Raw genomic sequence first — 16,283 nt, forward strand, 5'->3', positions numbered from 1 at the left:
CACCCCCCGGAATCATGATCTTTCGTATGACGAAACTTGACGCTCGCGGAAGTTTTATGGCCTCACTTCCGCGTGAAAGACTTATCCTTTCCACGGCATTGAGGAACGTTAATGAATACGCTCTCCCGGTCGCGGCCGTGGGCCATTCTAACCACGCTGATATTCGCCCTTTGTGGCGTTTATCTGGCAGTGGGCGGCATCTGGCTCCTCAGCTATGGCGATTCTCCTTATTATCTGATCTCCGGACTGGCGCTGCTTGGCGTCGCTTTCCTGGTTCTGCGAGGTCACCAAGCGGCACTCTGGCTTTACACAGCCATCATCCTCGGCTCGCTCATCTGGGCGATCAGCGAGGTCGGCCTTGATTTCTGGTCGCTCGTACCGCGTGGTGACGTCGTTGTTATTCTCGGCATCTGGCTGCTGCTGCCCTTCGTCACCCGACAGATCCCTGCCGGTCGTGCGGCGACCGCGCCGCTGGCCGCCAGCGTGGCGCTGGCGATCGTGGTCGTCATCGCAGCCTTCGTCCAGGATCCCGAGGACAAGGTCGGCAATCTGCCGAACGACAGGATTGCCGAAGCCGGCAGCGATGCCGCTCAGGTGCCTGACGGCGACTGGCACGCTTATGGCCGCACGCAGTATGGCGATCGCTTCTCGCCGCTGGCGCAGATCAACTCGACGAACGTGCACGACCTCAAGGTCGCCTGGTCCATCCATACCGGCGATGTGAAAGGCCCGAACGATCCCGGCGAAACGACCAACGAGGCAACGCCCGTCGCCGTCAACGGCACGCTTTATCTGTGCACGACACATCAGAAGTTGCTGGCTGTCGATGGCGCCACGGGCAAGACGAAGTGGGAATTCGACCCACATCTCTACGTCAACCCGGGCTTTCAGCACCTGACCTGCCGTGGCGTCACCTATCATGCTTCGGACGCCTCGGCCGTCACCACGGACGGCACGCCCGCGCCGGGTGAATGCCAGCATCGCCTGTTCCTGCCAGTCAACGACGGTCGCCTGTTCGCCATCGATGCGGATAGCGGCAAGGTCTGCCCCAGCTTCGGCAACAATGGCGAGATCGACCTTCGCACCCCCGGCATGCCCTACACGAAGGTTGGCGACTATGAACCGACCTCTCCGCCCGTCGTCACCGACAAGGTCGTGATCGTCTCCGGCGCCGTGACGGATAACGGTTCGATCAAGGAGCCGTCAGGCGTCACACGCGCGTTCGATCTGTTCACCGGCAAGCTGGCATGGGTGTTCGACCCGTCCAATCCGGACCCGAACCAGATGCCGGACGAGAACCACAAGTTCGTCCCGAATTCTCCGAACTCCTGGATCACGTCATCCTATGACGCGAATCTCGGCCTGATCTACATTCCGACGGGCGTGCAGACCCCTGATGAATGGGGCGGCAACCGCACGGCAGATGCCGAGCGCTTTGCCTCGGGCGTGCTGGCGCTGCATGCCGATACCGGCAAGCTCGCCTGGTTCTACCAGACGGTTCATCACGATCTGTGGGACATGGACCTGCCGTCGCAGATGAGCCTCGTGGACATCAAGCAGAAAGACGGCACGGTCGTGCCTGCGCTTTATGCGCCGGCCAAGACGGGCAACATCTTCGTGCTCGACCGTCGTGACGGTCATCTGATCGTCGATGCTCCGGAACGTCCCGTGCCGCAGGGCGCCGCACCGGGCGATCATCTGTCGCCGACGCAGCCTTTCTCCAAGCTGTCGTTGCGGCCTGAGGCATTGCTGACAGGCAAGGACATGTGGGGCGGCACGATCTTCGATCAGCTCATCTGCCGTATCGCGTTCCATCAACTCGACTATCACGGCACGTTCACGCCGCCGTCCGAGCGCGGCACGCTGGTGTTCCCGGGCAACCTCGGCATGTTCGAATGGGGTGGCCTTGGTGTCGATCCGCAGCGCCAGATCGCCGTTGCCAACCCGATCGCGCTGCCATTCGTCTCACAGCTCGTCAAACGCGGTCCTACCAACCCTCTCTGGCCGACCGAAAACAACAAGCTGGCAACGGGCGGGGAAACGGGCGTCCAGCCGAACTACGGGGCACCGTATGGCATCATGCTGAACCCGTTCCTCGATCCGGTCCTGCTGCACATCGGTCTGCCGATGCCGTGCAAGCGTCCGCCATGGGGCTATATGGCCGGGATCGACCTGCGCACGAACAAGGTGGTCTGGCAGCATCGCAATGGCACATTGCGTGACAGCCTCTACAACACGCCTTATTCCGTGCAGCTTCCGCCGCTGAAGATTGGTGTTCCGAGTCTCGGTGGCCCACTGACGACGGCTGGCAACGTGGCGTTCCTGACCTCCACCCTGGACTTCTATATCCGGGCTTATGACGTCACGAACGGCAAGACGCTCTGGCAGGATCGCCTCCCCGCAGGTGGTCAGGCGACGCCGATGAGCTACTCGGCCAATGGCAAGCAGTACATCGTCACCTACGCTGGTGGTCACGGTTCGTTTGGCACGAAGCTGGGCGATTACCTGATTGCCTATGCGCTGCCGGATCAGCACTGAGCTGCCGACAAAGAAAAAGCCCGCCGGTTGGCGGGCTTTTTTTCGATCTGCGAATAAGGCAAATTTCTTGCCTTACGCGGCGTTTTTGTCAGAGTATTTCAACCGAACCATTCTTTCGAACGGAGATATTCATCATGATCCGCAAGTTTGCCGCCGCCATCGTTGCATTCGGCCTGATCGGCGCGCCCCTGGCGCACGCCAAAGCGCCCTGCCGTGATGTGAAGGGCAAGTTCACCAAATGCGAAACACCGAAAAAGCCTGCGAAATGTCGTGACGCCAAAGGGCGCTACACGAAGTGCTCCGCATCGGAGGCCGGCGCCCAGCAGGACGTCAAGCAGGCCTCGCCTTCGGCTGCGAACCCGAGCTGATTTCAGGCCGCTGCGGCACGCGCCATGATCGCGCGTGCCATCGCGTCCACGCCGTTCCCACGATTGGTGGAAAGCGCCTTGACCAGGCCGAGTTCATGCAGAAACACAGGATCGGTTTCCTGTATCTCGTGCGGCGTCCGCCCGGAATATACGCGCAAGAGAAGCGCGACCAGACCCGAGACAATCGCCGCGTCCGACGCACCGGCAAAATAAAGCCTGCCGTCCTGCATTTCGGCTTCGAGCCACACCTGGCTTTGGCAGCCCGGAACGCGATGGGCCTCATTCTGCCACGCAAGAGGAAACTCCGGCAGTTTCCGCCCCAGTTCGATGATATATTGATATCGATCCATCCAGTCGTCGAACATCGCCAGTTCGGCAGCGATCTCGTCGATCGCCGTACGAGCGGTATCGTCTTCCGGAACCACGAATGCCTCGGTCATCAGAGGATAAACCGGCTCAGGTCGCCCTTGTTCGCAAGCGGCGCAACCCGATCGCGCACATCGGCTGCCGTGATCGCAATTTTTTCACCGTTACGATCGGACGCCGTGAAGGAGACCTCCTCCAACAGGCGTTCAAGAACCGTCGCCAGACGACGGGCACCGATATTCTCGACGCGGTCGTTGATATCTGCCGCCAGCTCCGCCAGCGCCTCCACGGCATCATCCTGAAAATCGAGCGTCACGCCTTCCGTCCCAAGCAGCGAGACGTACTGCTTGAGCAGGGAATGCTCCGGCTCCTGGAGGATCCGTCGCAGATCGTCGCGTGACAGGCCGGACAATTCGACACGGATCGGCAGTCGTCCCTGCAACTCGGGCAGCAGATCGGACGGCTTGGCGATATGAAAAGCGCCCGACGCGATAAAGAGGATATGGTCCGTCTTCACCGTTCCATGCTTTGTGGAAACGGTTGTCCCCTCGATCAACGGCAAAAGGTCGCGCTGCACGCCCTCACGGGAGACATCTCCACCCCGCATGCCGCCTTCCGACGAGCGACCGCAAACCTTGTCGATCTCATCGAGGAAAACAATGCCGTGTTCCTGCGTGTGGGCAATGGCCTCTCGCGTCAACGCATCGTTGTCGAGCAGCTTGTCGGCCTCTTCGCGTGCCAGATGTTCGCGCGCCGCGGCCACCGTCAGACGGCGACGCTGCGGCACCCGGTTCATCAATCCCTTCATCATGTCATTGAAATTGATGACCGTGCCCGGCGTCATGTTCGACATATCGCCGCCCTGCGGCGCCTCGCTCGCAAGCTGGAGATCGATTTCCTTATCTTCCAACTCACCATTGCGAAGCATCTGGCGGAACTTGGACTTGGTATCCGCCGAGGCCTTTTCTCCCACCAGCGCATCCACCAGCCGCGCTTCGGCAGCGTGTTCCGCCTTGACCTGCACATCCTTGCGCTTGAGGTCGCGCAGCATGTTGATCGAAACCTCAACCAGATCGCGGACAATGGATTCGACATCCCGCCCGACGTAACCGACTTCGGTGAATTTCGTCGCCTCAACCTTGAGGAACGGTGACTGCGCCAGCTTGGCCAGACGACGGGCAATCTCCGTCTTGCCGCAGCCCGTCGGTCCGATCATCAGAATGTTCTTGGGAACGACCTCGTCCCGCAGCCCGTCCGGCAACTGCGCCCGCCGCCAGCGATTGCGCAATGCAATCGCGACGGCACGCTTGGCATCATTCTGCCCGATGATGAAGCGATCGAGTTCGGATACGATCTCGCGCGGGGAATAATTCGGAATATCCATTATTCGGTCTCGCCGCCCAACGTTTCCACGCGAACGGAATGGTTTGTATAAACACAGATATCGCCGGCGATCTTCATCGCCCGTCGCGCGACATCCTCGGCTGTCAGCCCTTCGATATCGATCAATGCACGCGCGGCGGAAAGCGCGTAATTGCCGCCCGACCCAATGGCGATGATGCCATCTTCGGGTTCCAGCACATCGCCATTGCCGGTCAATGTAAAGGAACGATGCGCGTCGGCCACGGCCATCATCGCCTCCAGCCGACGCAGGTAGCGATCGGTCCGCCAATCCTTGGCAAGTTCGACGCAGGCGCGTTCCAACTGGTCCGGATACCGCTCCAGCTTGGCCTCAAGCCGCTCCAGCAGGGTGAACGCATCGGCTGTTGCGCCGGCAAACCCCGCAAGGATTGCGCTCTTCGGCCCGATACGCCGCACCTTTCGGGCATTGCCCTTGATGACGGTCTGGCCGAGCGTAACCTGCCCGTCGCCAGCCATCGCCACCTGTCCGTCACGGCGTACGCAGAGAATGGTCGTGCCATGCCAGCCGACCGGATCGTGAGTTTGAGAAGCGTTATGCATGGTTTGGAAAGATAGGCCCCAGAAAGCCGGTGACAAGAGGTCTCCCGTCAGGACGAGACCATCGACCGCGCCGGCGCGCCCATGGCATCCACCAGAGCACGACGCAGCGTCTGCGGCGTGAAAGGCTTGCCCAACACGAACGCGCCTTCCGGCAGGTTGCCGGGATCGGCATATCCGCTCACATACAGGATCGGCAGATCGGGCCGTCGGGCCGCGATCGCCTCACCACATTCCCGTCCGCTCATGCCCGGCATCATCAGGTCCAGAACCACGAGATCGAAACCCCGATCGGCTTCGATCAGCGCGAGTGCCGCGGTCCCGCTGTCCACGCCCGTCACGTCATGACCGTCATGGCGCAGAAACTGTTCCGTCACCAGCCGCACCGCGTCCTCGTCGTCCACCACAAGGACACGGCAGGATGCGAGCGGCACGGTATTGGCGTCATCATCCGCCACATCGCCTGCGCAGGGCGCCGAGCATACGGGAAGCCACAACGACATCTGCGTGCCTTCTCCCGGGGCGCTGCGCACCCGCACGTCACCATCGCAACGCCGCAGGAAGCCATAGATCGTGGAAAGCCCGAGCCCCGTGCCGCTGCCGATTCCCTTGGTCGTGAAAAACGGCTCGAAAATGCGCGCCGCCGTTTCGGGCGACATGCCGCATCCCTGATCCGCGACCGTGACAACCACATGCGCCGGCCCATCGGACGTCGCCGGCTCGACATGGGTGGAGATCGACACGCAACCGCCTTCCGGCATCGCATCACGCGCATTGATGCACAGATTGAGCAGCGCCATCTCCAGCTGCCCCGGGTCGCTCTGCACCGGCGGCATCGCAGCATCGCTCGCAACACCCTGCATGTCGAGCGTACAGCGTCCCAGAGGCTGACCGGCACGATCGGCACGACGACTCAGACTTTGCAGCAAAAGATCGTGCATGCCGTGAATCAATGGTCCCAGCATCACCGGTTGCAGAACGACAGGCTTCGGGCGACCGAATTCCAGTAACCGGCGCGTCAGAACCGTGCCGCGCCGCGCCGATGCACTCGCATTATCCAGCAACTTGGCCGCCATGGGATCCTGCGGAGGCGCCATATCGTTCAACAGCTCCAGCGATCCGAGAATCGCCGTCAGCAGATTGTTGAAGTCGTGGGCAATCCCCCCGGCGAGCGTGCCAAGCGCCCGCATCTTGTCATCCTGCCGAAGCTGGGCCTCCATCGTCAGCCGATCCGTCACGTCGCGATCGACGCTGACCTGCCAGCGCTCCTCCACCGGCACGACATCACCGTTCGGACGACGCGGCCAGGGCAATGTGCTGCGCGTAAATTCATGCCAGCGCGCGGCACCGCCCTGCTCGTACATCAGCAGATGCTCGTCATGGCCATGCTCGCGAGTCCGCGCACGCATGGCCTCGATTTCGTCCTGCCGCAGTTGAGGGTAGAGCGATTGCTCCAGAACACCCGCCACCTCGGAGAGAACCTGTCCCGCGCCGATGTTATGCCGGATCGTCCGACCGGCGGCGTCGGTGAAGACCAATCCGAGCGGCAGGGTCTCCATCAAGCCATGCAGCAGCGCGCGCTCCGTCAATAGCGCCCGTTCCAGACGACAATGGGACGCCACCTCGCGCACCATCGCACGCAATGCATCCGACTCCCACGGCTTGTGGGCATAGAACCGGATACGACCCTGATTGAGCGCGGCCACGACCGCAGCAAGATCAGCATAGCCTGTCAGCAGGATTCCGTGCGCGTCGGAAATCTCGCGCGCCTGCAACAGGAACTTGTCACCCGTCAGTCCCGGCATGCGCTGGTCGGAGACGATGACCGTAACGTCAGGCGCCGTCCGCAGGATATCCAGCGCTTCCATCGGATCGGTGGACGAGAGGATATCGAACTCGTCTTCGAGCAGATCCGTCAGGGCAACGAGGATTTCGGTCTCATCATCCACCAGCAGGATACGACTACGCATTGGCGGCGCCTGGCCGTAGGTCGCTCTCATGACTTGCGCCCGATCGTGACTGGTCCCGTCGCGGTGATCCGCACCGGGATGGATAAAGTGAAACGCGCTCCACGCCGCTGGCCTCCCTGAAGCATCGCGTCGTCGATCTCGATGCTGCCGCCATGCGCCTCGATGACACCATAGGCGATCGCCAGACCGAGACCCGTTCCCATACCGACAGGCTTCGTCGTGAAGAATGGCTCGAAGACACGCGCGCGTATGTCCGGCGAGATGCCGGGGCCGTCATCGGCGATTGTGATAACATAACGCGCGCCATACTCCAGGTGAAGCAATGCTGTCTCGATGACGATACGCCCCAGGGGCACATCGCGTTCCCTCGACGCGGCATCGCCCTCTCCTTTCTCGCAACCGAGAGAACGAATGGCATCGGCAGCATTGCTGACAATGTTCATCACCACCTGATGCACCAGTGCCGGTTGACACACCAGCGTGCGTGGCGCGGCAAGGTGGCGCTCGACGATGATGTCCTGACCGAACTTGTGGGTCAGAAGCGCCAATGCCGTATCGATCGCCTCGACCACATCCACATCCTGGAACGCGCTTTCATCCAGACGCGAGAACCGACGCAGGCTCAGGACCAGATTCTGGATGCGTTGCAGGCCGAGACGCATGGACCCGATGCGTGTCGTGCATTTTTCCAGCAGGGCATCGCGACGGCCCGGCGGGTCCGCTTCCGTCAGCGTGCAAAGCTGGCCCAATGCGCGGGCTACCGTCTCCTCATGCGCCAGGGTAAAGGCAAGGGGATTGTTGATCTCATGGGCAATGCCGGCCACCAGTTCACCCAGGGAGGCCATCTTGGCGGTCTGCACCAGCTTGGCCTGCGTTTCGAGCAGACGCGCATTCGCATCTGCGAGTTCGGCGTTCGCCTGCGCCAGGGCCTCGGCCATGGTGGCTTTCGCGGCAACAGCCCGCGCCTCGCTCTGCGCCGTCTGCAGTGCGACCTCACGCACCTGGCGCTTGATCTCCTGCTGCCGCAGTTCGTCCTGCGCCAGCTTTCGCCGCACCATCACACGAATGCGCAGGGCCAACACGTCCGGCGCGATATCGCTCGGGACGAGATCGTCGATTCCCGCATCGAAAAGGTCCGCCGCTGAATGACGGCGGAAGCGCTCGGCGTCGATAATGCCGAGGATACGAAACGGTACGCCGCCGGCTTCGAGAACATCCTGACGCCGCCCGTCCAGCCGCCGGCAGAATGCGATGCCGTCCATGGCAGGCGATGTGAGGTCGATCACCAGACAGTCGGGCCCCTCATCGCCCCCCAGCCAGCCGCCGCGAATGAGTTCGCCGGAACCGGCGACGGTCGTGACGGTATGCCCGTCGCGCCAAAGCAGTTCGCCCAGGGAAGCGCCCTGCGCGTCACGCTCCCAGCCGGGGCCGTCCGACCATGCCCCTTCTTTGTCGTCGTTGTCGTCCGGTCCGGTGACGATGACGATCCGCGCCCGTCGGAAGCGCCCCGCCTCCTCCGCCTGTATAAGGTCCGAACCTTCGCGCAACAGGGCACGCATGCGCAGGACCAGCAGATCCGGATGAGCCGACTTGGCGATATAGGCATCCGCCCCGCTCTCGAGCCCCTCTCGCTCCAGTCCCGGCGCCACATCTTCCGTCAGCATCAGAACGGGAATGGACCGTGTCGCGGCGTTCATGCGGAACTGGCGTGCCATCTGCCCGCCATTCATGCCCGGCAGATGGTAGCCGGACACGACCAGATCAGGCAGGGTCTCCTCCAGCGTCGCCAACGCCGCTTCGCCGCTGCCGACAAGCCGCACGTCAAAACCGTTCTGCTCGAGCATGCGATACAGTTGATGGGCCTGCGCTTCCGACTCTTCGACGAGAAGAATACGCGGGCTGCCGTTATCACCAGTCATCAGTGCGCCACCGCCATCATCGACAGAAATCTCCACACGCTCGGTAAGGTCCATCGGCGTTCGTCGAGTGAACGACATAAGATTGCATTTGCTTGTTCCGGCGGCTACCTGAACAAGAGATATATCGGCCGCTTCAGGACGGCTCCCCCTTTATGACGCCCCCTGCGGCGATTTGGAAACGCGCCCGATGGAATTCCCACCCCGCCCCGCCAGCAATCGACTCGTATCGCCGCGCGACGATGCCCAATCGCCCTGGCAGAGCTGGGCCATCGTCCGCACGGCCATCTGGTCCGTCTGCTACTTCGCCTTCTATTTTACCCAGCAGGTCGCGGAATTGCTGGCCCCTTTACTGCTCGTCCTCGGATTGGGCTGGGCGATCCTGCCGCATATCGTGCAGGCGATCACCACCAGCGCCGCCAGTGCGGATCCGCAAGCCCGCGATATCATGAACCACGTCGCGGGAACGATTCCCGCTCAGATGACAATCGCCGGCCATCTGCTGACCCCTTCGTCGCTCATTTTCGACGGCTTCCTGCTTATGGCACTCGCCGCAATCGGCGCTACGCTATCCGCGTTAAGTGCGCGCAATATGTGAAAAGTCGGGCGCTCGGCGGCCATTCAGCGGCAATCCACGATTGCCAATGCCAGATCCCCGTGATTGCGAGCGCCAACCCGAAAAAAGAAGCCACCCAGGCCAATGGCCAGAATAACGAACGGGAAGCGCGAACATCCGTTTCTGTCTCGTCCGGCTGCGCGATCAGCGGTGCCCGTGGACGGTCGGGCTCCGCCAGAACAGGCTCTCTTTCCCGCACCGGATCCCAGGCTCGCAGCGGTGGTTTGACGACAGCCGGGTCCACAGGCAGTGGCTCGGGCCGTGCAGAGTCCTTATCGCCGGGCCCCTGCCCAACGTCCTGCGGTTCCGCAGCGGTCGCCGCCAGCGGCAATTCAATCGTCCAACGAGCGCCACAGGAAGCACACTTCAACCGTTGAGCCGTCATCAGGCGCTCGGCAGGCACTTCATAGGTCGCCGCGCATTCGGGGCATGTGATACGCATTGGATCGCACCAGGCAAGTTTCACGTTATGACGGAGCGAACAAATCATACCGCGTCTTGCTTCATGTAACCGGCGTTCAGTTAATGAAATGCAAATATCTGCATGGCTTGATATCAAAGGTCTTCATCAACAAGGTCCAGATCGTTGATTCGCCTCACGAACGTCTCGTTCCGACATCACGACGCGATCGCCCATGCCGATCACGCCTTGCAGCACCTGAACGTCACGGTGCCGCAGGGGGGATTTCGCTGGTTGATCGGTCCTTCCGGTGCGGGAAAGTCAAGCTTCCTGCGTCTGCTGAACCTCTCCGCGCGCCCGACCGGCGGCATGCTGGAAATCCTGGGCGTTGATACGCAGACAGCCAAGCGGCGCCAGCTCACCCTTCTGCGCCGCCGGATCGGCATGATCCATCAGGACTTTCGCCTGCTTCCCGAACTCGACGCACTGGACAACATCGCCCTTCCCCTGCGACTGCACGGCCAGACGGCACGCGAGGCCCGTCGGGAAGCACAGGCCATACTCGGCTGGCTCGAACTGCGCGATCGTGCGGACGCGTTTCCCGCCCAGCTCTCCGGTGGCGAGCAGCAGCGCATCGCCATCGGCCGCGCCCTGATCGGTCGTCCCGATCTGCTCCTCGCAGACGAGCCGACCAACGCGCTGGCCGAACCCCAGGCGCGGCGCCTGCTCGATCTTTTCCAGACACTCAGCCGTCGTGGCGTCACGGTGATTGTCGCGACACATAACGAGAACCTGCTGCGCGCCTACCCGAACGCGGCCATCGCCCTTGAAAACGGGCGACTGGCCGAGCTGCCGGAGATGGCACGGGCATGAGCGACCGTCGTCATGCCGCGAAAGGCGGCATAGGCCTGAACCTGGGCGCTGGCCGCCGCACCGTCATGGCCGTGATTGCCGCAATGAGCGCCATCGCCGCCCTGGCCCTCGGCGGCTGGACAGCAGCCCGCGCCCTGTCGGCGCAATGGCGGCAGGCCGCCTTGCACACCGTCACAATCGAAATTCCGACCGACGATACGACCGCCTCATCAACCATCGATGCACTTGTCACACGCCTCAAGGACATCCCCGGCGTGGCGGACGCCCGTCACGTGCCGGTCGCCGATGTCCGCAGCCTTCTCGCGCCATGGCTCGGAACGGACATGGGCACGGCGCTCGCACTTCCCGCCGTCGTGACGCTGACCCGTCGCCCCACCTTGTCGCCGGAAGCACTGCAACAGGTCGTTCGCAGTGCCATACCGGAGGCCGTCATGGAGGAGAACCTGGCCTGGGGCGAACGCCTCGACCGTCTTGGCGCAAGCCTTCAGGCCTGCGCCCTGATTACCGCTTTACTGGCGACGATTGCGGCCGCCTGCGTCGTGGGTCTCTCCGTACGAACGATCCTGGCGACCCGGCGCCAGCCCGTCACCATCCTGCACAGTCTGGGTGCGGGAGATGGCCTGATCGCCGGGCGTATCGCGCGCCATGTCGGCGGCACGGCGCTCATCGGCGGGATCGTCGGCATTGTCATTGCCTGGCCGATGCTCGGTCTGCTTGCGCATCTGACACTCCCCTTCCAGGACGCCACCGCGACGCCACAGAAGTGGTCAGCGGTTTTACTGGACTGGCGGCAGATCGACTGGCGCCTGCCGCGTCTGCTCGCGTGGTCCCTCGGCATCCTGCCCTGCGTCACCGCCCTGATCGGCTGGGGTATCGCACAGATCAATGTGCGCCTGTGGCTCCGACGCTTTCCATGATGAGGACATGCCAAAGACTGACGTTTCTGCTCGGGCTCATCCTGTCGGCATGGTTGATCGGCCTTGGCTGGTTCAGCGTCGATGCGCTCAGGGCATCCGCGCCTCCCCCGCCATCCGACGGCATCGTCGCACTGACGGGTGGTCAGGATCGCATCCGGAATTCGCTGGATCTCCTGCGTCGCGCCTATGGCCGGGAGTTGCTGATTTCGGGCGTGGGACCCCATGCGACCCTGGCGCAGGTCGTTGGCCACGGCGGCACCGTTCTGCCGCCGTCACTCGCGAACCACATAACATTGGGACGAAGGGCGGTCACGACGATCGGCAATGGCGCGGAAACCGCCGAGTGGGCGGAGCGGAACGATATCCATACGCTGATCGTCGTGACCGCCGGCTATCACATCCGTCGGGCCATGACGGAAATCCAGCGCGCGGACCCGGGCCTGGTCCTGCGTCCATATGCGGTCAAGCCGCCAGCCCTGCGCCATCCTTTCCGACGCCCGACAATGACGCTGCTGATGCACGAATACGACAAGTGGCTCGGATCCAAACTGGGGCTATCACGTGGCGCCGGCCTTTTGCCCGGAATCTAACTGCGTGAGGAGTCGCGACGGCTTGCACAGGCCATTTGCCGCGTGCTTGTTTCCCTGACCGCTTTTCCGATCAGCAAAGATCGACGTCTTCCCGGATCAAGGCCCGCATGTCCGCCCTTCGCGCTCTCGCTTTCGCCCTTTATTTCCTTATCCTGACCGTCGTCATGGGTATCGGCGCGATCCCGATCCGCATTCTGCGCAAAAGGCAGGCGGCGCTGGTCTATGCCAAACTCTGGGCCCGGCTGGTTCTCGCAGGGCTCTGCCGGATCTGCGCCATCCGCATCGACGTCACCGGGCGCGACAACATACCGGACGGACCCTGCTTCATCGCCTGCCAGCATCAGTCCTATTTCGACGGTTTCATCTGGATGAACCTCGTGCCGGACCCCGCCTATATCATCAAGCAGGAGTTGATCCGCGTACCGCTCGTCGGGCCGATGCTGATGCTCTCCGGCATGATACCCGTCGAACGAAATGCCGGATCGAAAGCCCTGCGCGACCTGATGCGCAATACGCAGTCGGCTTTTGACGATCGGCGGCAGATCGTCATTTTTCCTGAGGGAACGCGTGCCCTTCCCGGTGAGCGGAAACCCCTCCAGCCCGGTATCGTCGCACTGGCCAAGCAAAGTCCCGTGCCGATCGTGCCGGTCGCCACCGATTCCGGTCACTGTTGGCCGCGTACCGGGTTCATGAAATATCCCGGCACCATTCATGTAAGGATCGGCCGTCCCCTCGGTGACAGCAAGGGGCGCGCCGCATTGATTGCCGCGATCAACGACGCCTGGGATCGTTTGTCCATCACCGAGGATAAATTCGGCTCAACTGTGGATAACTCTGTGGGCGGAACGCTGCCTGATTGACTTATCCCTTGGCGACACTGGGAAAATGCAGGCTGAGCCAAGCTCTGCATGCAGAACCAGAATGCTTCCCCTGCGTTGAGCCACCGAGGACGCTCGTCAAAAACGTCCTTGATTACTAGTCACTTAGACTGATTACCTATGTTCGTTCGACGGCAATTACCTTCTACCGCCCCATCATTTGGCTCTTGACATGGCCGCCCCTTGGAAAGTCCCGCCAGTTTGGGGATAAATCTTCATCTCCATTCATCGGCAATCGGCAGTGAAACAAATATTGACGCAAGTATCCGCCTCAGGCTGGCTTTCAGGAAAGCGGAAACGGTGGCGTCGGGACTTGTCCTGCCTGATCGTTTTCATCGTTGCCCTTGACGCGTCGCTCTGGTGGCTCGCGCAACGCCAGTTGCAGAATGCGCTTCATCTCGGTCAGCGAGAACTGCGGGCGGCACATGCAACGTTGGATGATAGCGGAACACATCGGGGCGGCTGGCCCTGGCGGGCTGATCTCGTCATTGCGTCGCCACGGGTGCTTCTCGACGACGAACGGGTCAGGTGGGCAGGACAACGCATACGCCTTTCGTTGTCGCTCTGGGAACCCGGCCACGTTTCGATCTTCCTTGCCGGCGCCCAGGCTGCGCAAGCCGATAATGCAGGCGCGCTCACCGCCACCACCCAGGATGTCGCAATGACTATCCGGACACGCGCCTTTGGAACCTTCGTCCACTTCATCACGCCGAGAGTTGAGGTCTCCGCCATCTGGCATGGCCACCGCGTCGGCGGACTTCTGCATAACGCAAGCGGTGAGATTCTCGTGAACGACAAGGCGCGGCGGGGTCAAACAGCCTTCGGTGTCGATATTCATGCCGACGCCGTGCTGCCGGACCTTGCCGACTGGCCTTCTTTCCAGCAGGTGCGCCACGCCCTGCCCGGCTGGCCGCCACGCAATGTCCGCCTCACGCTGGCAGCACTGTCAGCCGACGACAGGGCGGCAGCAAGCGACCACCGCTATTCGCGACTCCTCGTTCAAAACGTTGCCTGGCAACTTGGACCGTTGAGCGCTCGCGGCGCCGGGTCGGTCACGCTGCCGGATGGCAACGGTGAATTGTCGTTCCATGTGGATGGGTTGCATGCGCTTGCCGAGGACTACTGGACAAGGTTTGCCGCCGAGCATCCCAATGCCATGACGATACGACAGGGAGCGCCTGCCGATATCTGGATGGACAGGATTCACCAGCATGTTGCCGGGTTGCCAGCGTCGCTCGATCTATCGGTCCCCGTGATCGCCGGGGAGCCGGATTTCCATTACGTCTACCCCTGAGTCACACGGCCCCCGCGGCGGCTCAAGGAACGGCCAATGTGTTGACGATAAAAGAGAAAATCTTCGGCTGGCGATCATCACATGAACGTGATAGGAAACATCGATATGTTATCCGCATTTGCCTGACAACTGTTGCGATCATGAGCATCTCATCACCGCGGGCTGGATAAGGACCAATAAAATGCACAGCCTTACGGCTCTTCATCTGGCGCGCATGCAGTTCGCGTTTACCGTCGGTTTCCATATCGTTTTCCCGGCCTTTTCCATCGGGCTTGCAGCCTATCTCGCCGTGCTGGAAGGGCTCTGGCTGAAAACCGGTCGCGCCGTCTACCTCGACCTTTTCAAATACTGGCTCCGGGCATTCTCGATCGTCTTCGCCATGGGCGTCGTATCGGGACTTGTCATGTCCTATGAGTTCGGCACGAACTGGTCGCAATTCTCCCAGAAGGCCGGCCCGATCCTGGGTCCGATGCTGGCTTATGAGGTCATGACGGCCTTCTTCCTCGAAGCGGGTTTCCTGGGCGTCATGATGTTCGGTCTCAATCGCGTCGGGCGCGGCCTTCATTTCGCGGCGACATGCATGGTCTCCATCGGCACGCTGATTTCCATGAGCTGGATTCTGGCGTCCAATTCGTGGATGCAGACGCCGCGCGGTTACGTCATCGATGCCGCAACGGGGCGCTTCCTGCCGGACAACTGGTGGCAGATCGTCTTCAATCCTTCCTTCCCGTACCGGCTGGTGCACATGGCGCTGGCGGCATTCCTCTGCGTGGCGTTCGTCGTGGGCGGCGTCGGCGCATGGCATCTGCTGAAAGCCCGTCGCCAGGGCCACCAACCGACGGACGCCGTTCGCACCATGTTTTCCATGGCCATGTGGATGGCCGCCATCGTCGCGCCGATCCAGATCCTTGCCGGTGATACACAGGGGCTGAACACCCTCAAGTATCAGCCTGCGAAAATCGCGGCCATGGAGGGCGACTGGGTTTCGGAAAGCCGCGCGCCGGAACTTCTGTTCGGCATCCCCGACATGAAGAACGAGACCACGCACTACAAGATCGGGATTCCATGGGTGGGATCGCTGATCCTGACACATAGCCTGAATGGCAAGGTGCCCGGCCTGAAGGACTATCCGAAGGACCAGCGCGCACCGTCGTTCATCGTGTTCTTCAGCTTCCGCATCATGGTGGCGATCGGCATGCTCATGGCGTTGGTCGGCTTCTTCTCCCTGTTCCTGCGCTGGCGCGGCACGTTCTATACGAACAAACTGCTTCACCGTGCGGCATTGATTATGACTCCGGCAGGTTTCGTCGCGCTCCTGTGCGGCTGGATCACGACGGAGGTCGGTCGCCAACCCTTCACCGTCTATGGTCTGTTACGGACGGCGGACAGCGTGTCGCCGATTTCGGTGCCCAACATGGCCACGTCGATGACCGCATTCGTCATTGTCTATTTCATCGTGTTCACGGCGGGTCTCGCAATCCTGCTGCGCGGTTTCGCCGAAGAACCACATCAAGGACAGCGTGGTCCGGATGAGCATCATCCCCACCGAGCCGCCGGCCTGACCCAGGCTTCCCACCAACCCGATATGGCGGAGTAAT

At 61.9% G+C, this 16,283-nt stretch carries 15 protein-coding genes; 9 read left to right on the forward strand and 6 right to left on the reverse strand.

From position 1 onward, the window contains the following. The first annotated feature begins 111 nt into the window (after positions 1 to 111). Together A0U93_RS03715 and A0U93_RS03720 are read left to right on the forward strand one after the other, a co-directional pair. Positions 112 to 2,538 carry a glucose/quinate/shikimate family membrane-bound PQQ-dependent dehydrogenase gene (locus tag A0U93_RS03715; protein ID WP_077806155.1) on the forward strand — a complete coding sequence of 809 codons (2,427 nt, stop codon included), beginning with the start codon at positions 112 to 114 and terminating at the stop codon, positions 2,536 to 2,538. A gap of 134 nt (positions 2,539 to 2,672) precedes the next feature. Then, the gene (locus A0U93_RS03720; protein ID WP_147151110.1) at positions 2,673 to 2,906 is read left to right on the forward strand and encodes a hypothetical protein; all 234 of its coding nucleotides are present in this window, start codon (positions 2,673 to 2,675) and stop codon (positions 2,904 to 2,906) included. Positions 2,907 to 2,908: 2 nt separating this feature from the next. Here A0U93_RS03720 and A0U93_RS03725 read toward each other — a convergent pair whose 3' ends face one another. From A0U93_RS03725 to A0U93_RS03745, 5 genes are read right to left on the reverse strand one after another with little or no spacing between them, the layout of a single operon-like run. Continuing rightward, positions 2,909 to 3,346 carry a SufE family protein gene (locus A0U93_RS03725; protein ID WP_077806157.1) on the reverse strand — a complete coding sequence of 146 codons (438 nt, stop codon included), beginning with the start codon at positions 3,344 to 3,346 and terminating at the stop codon, positions 2,909 to 2,911. Then, a complete protein-coding gene (gene hslU / locus A0U93_RS03730) occupies positions 3,346 to 4,656 on the reverse strand; it encodes an ATP-dependent protease ATPase subunit HslU (RefSeq protein ID WP_077806158.1) in 1,311 nt (436 codons plus the stop codon). Before hslU ends, A0U93_RS03725 begins: the two co-directional genes overlap by 1 nt. Further along, complete coding sequence (hslV, locus tag A0U93_RS03735; protein ID WP_077808311.1) at positions 4,656 to 5,234, reverse strand: ATP-dependent protease subunit HslV; 579 nt, start codon at positions 5,232 to 5,234, stop codon at positions 4,656 to 4,658. The genes hslU and hslV overlap by 1 nt, the downstream gene beginning before the upstream one ends. A 47-nt stretch (positions 5,235 to 5,281) precedes the next feature. Beyond that, positions 5,282 to 7,231, reverse strand: a complete 1,950-nt coding sequence (locus tag A0U93_RS03740) for an ATP-binding response regulator (RefSeq protein WP_245825077.1) — start codon at positions 7,229 to 7,231, stop codon at positions 5,282 to 5,284. Then, positions 7,228 to 9,174 carry a response regulator gene (locus A0U93_RS03745; protein ID WP_245825079.1) on the reverse strand — a complete coding sequence of 649 codons (1,947 nt, stop codon included), beginning with the start codon at positions 9,172 to 9,174 and terminating at the stop codon, positions 7,228 to 7,230. Before A0U93_RS03745 ends, A0U93_RS03740 begins: the two co-directional genes overlap by 4 nt. Before the next feature lie 133 nt (positions 9,175 to 9,307). Between A0U93_RS03745 and A0U93_RS03750 the strand changes: the two genes are divergently transcribed. Next, entirely contained in the window at positions 9,308 to 9,715 is a 408-nt protein-coding gene (locus A0U93_RS03750) for a hypothetical protein (RefSeq protein ID WP_077806160.1), read from the forward strand. Here A0U93_RS03750 and A0U93_RS03755 read toward each other — a convergent pair. Further along, positions 9,681 to 10,223: a zinc-ribbon domain-containing protein gene (locus tag A0U93_RS03755; protein WP_077806161.1), complete on the reverse strand. Its 543-nt coding sequence runs from the start codon at positions 10,221 to 10,223 to the stop codon at positions 9,681 to 9,683. The two genes, A0U93_RS03750 and A0U93_RS03755, sit on opposite strands and share 35 nt — an antisense overlap. Before the next feature lie 96 nt (positions 10,224 to 10,319). On the opposite strand from A0U93_RS03755, the gene A0U93_RS03760 reads away from it, so the two are divergent. The 6 genes from A0U93_RS03760 to A0U93_RS03785 all read left to right on the forward strand — a co-directional run bounded on the left by A0U93_RS03760 (position 10,320) and on the right by A0U93_RS03785 (position 16,282). Then, positions 10,320 to 11,006, forward strand: coding sequence for a cell division ATP-binding protein FtsE (locus A0U93_RS03760; protein WP_077806162.1), 687 nt, complete (start codon positions 10,320 to 10,322; stop codon positions 11,004 to 11,006). Next, the gene (locus tag A0U93_RS03765) at positions 11,003 to 11,923 is read left to right on the forward strand and encodes a cell division protein FtsX (protein WP_077806163.1); all 921 of its coding nucleotides are present in this window, start codon (positions 11,003 to 11,005) and stop codon (positions 11,921 to 11,923) included. The genes A0U93_RS03760 and A0U93_RS03765 overlap by 4 nt, the downstream gene beginning before the upstream one ends. Next, a complete protein-coding gene (locus A0U93_RS03770) occupies positions 11,920 to 12,513 on the forward strand; it encodes a YdcF family protein (RefSeq protein ID WP_077806164.1) in 594 nt (197 codons plus the stop codon). Before A0U93_RS03765 ends, A0U93_RS03770 begins: the two co-directional genes overlap by 4 nt. A gap of 107 nt (positions 12,514 to 12,620) precedes the next feature. Next, positions 12,621 to 13,373, forward strand: a complete 753-nt coding sequence (locus A0U93_RS03775) for a lysophospholipid acyltransferase family protein (RefSeq protein ID WP_077806165.1) — start codon at positions 12,621 to 12,623, stop codon at positions 13,371 to 13,373. Positions 13,374 to 13,704: 331 nt separating this feature from the next. Beyond that, positions 13,705 to 14,685, forward strand: coding sequence for a DUF2125 domain-containing protein (locus tag A0U93_RS03780; protein ID WP_169852690.1), 981 nt, complete (start codon positions 13,705 to 13,707; stop codon positions 14,683 to 14,685). A gap of 181 nt (positions 14,686 to 14,866) precedes the next feature. After that, positions 14,867 to 16,282, forward strand: a complete 1,416-nt coding sequence (locus tag A0U93_RS03785; protein WP_077806167.1) for a cytochrome ubiquinol oxidase subunit I — start codon at positions 14,867 to 14,869, stop codon at positions 16,280 to 16,282. The last annotated feature ends 1 nt before the right edge of the window (position 16,283 follow it).

Origin of the sequence: Neoasaia chiangmaiensis (assembly GCF_002005465.1) — a bacterium.
GTDB classification, from domain to species: Bacteria; Pseudomonadota; Alphaproteobacteria; order Acetobacterales; family Acetobacteraceae; genus Neoasaia; species Neoasaia chiangmaiensis.

Coding starts and splice junctions, on each gene's coding strand:
- A0U93_RS03715 (WP_077806155.1), top strand. CDS start 112: ATGAATACGCTCTCCCGGTCGCGGCCGTGGGCCATTCTAACCACGCTG.
- A0U93_RS03720 (WP_147151110.1), top strand. CDS start 2,673: ATGATCCGCAAGTTTGCCGCCGCCATCGTTGCATTCGGCCTGATCGGC.
- A0U93_RS03725 (WP_077806157.1), bottom strand. CDS start 3,346: ATGACCGAGGCATTCGTGGTTCCGGAAGACGATACCGCTCGTACGGCG.
- hslU (WP_077806158.1), bottom strand. CDS start 4,656: ATGGATATTCCGAATTATTCCCCGCGCGAGATCGTATCCGAACTCGAT.
- hslV (WP_077808311.1), bottom strand. CDS start 5,234: ATGCATAACGCTTCTCAAACTCACGATCCGGTCGGCTGGCATGGCACG.
- A0U93_RS03740 (WP_245825077.1), bottom strand. CDS start 7,231: ATGAGAGCGACCTACGGCCAGGCGCCGCCAATGCGTAGTCGTATCCTG.
- A0U93_RS03745 (WP_245825079.1), bottom strand. CDS start 9,174: ATGGACCTTACCGAGCGTGTGGAGATTTCTGTCGATGATGGCGGTGGC.
- A0U93_RS03750 (WP_077806160.1), top strand. CDS start 9,308: ATGGAATTCCCACCCCGCCCCGCCAGCAATCGACTCGTATCGCCGCGC.
- A0U93_RS03755 (WP_077806161.1), bottom strand. CDS start 10,223: ATGATTTGTTCGCTCCGTCATAACGTGAAACTTGCCTGGTGCGATCCA.
- A0U93_RS03765 (WP_077806163.1), top strand. CDS start 11,003: ATGAGCGACCGTCGTCATGCCGCGAAAGGCGGCATAGGCCTGAACCTG.
- A0U93_RS03770 (WP_077806164.1), top strand. CDS start 11,920: ATGATGAGGACATGCCAAAGACTGACGTTTCTGCTCGGGCTCATCCTG.
- A0U93_RS03775 (WP_077806165.1), top strand. CDS start 12,621: ATGTCCGCCCTTCGCGCTCTCGCTTTCGCCCTTTATTTCCTTATCCTG.
- A0U93_RS03785 (WP_077806167.1), top strand. CDS start 14,867: ATGCACAGCCTTACGGCTCTTCATCTGGCGCGCATGCAGTTCGCGTTT.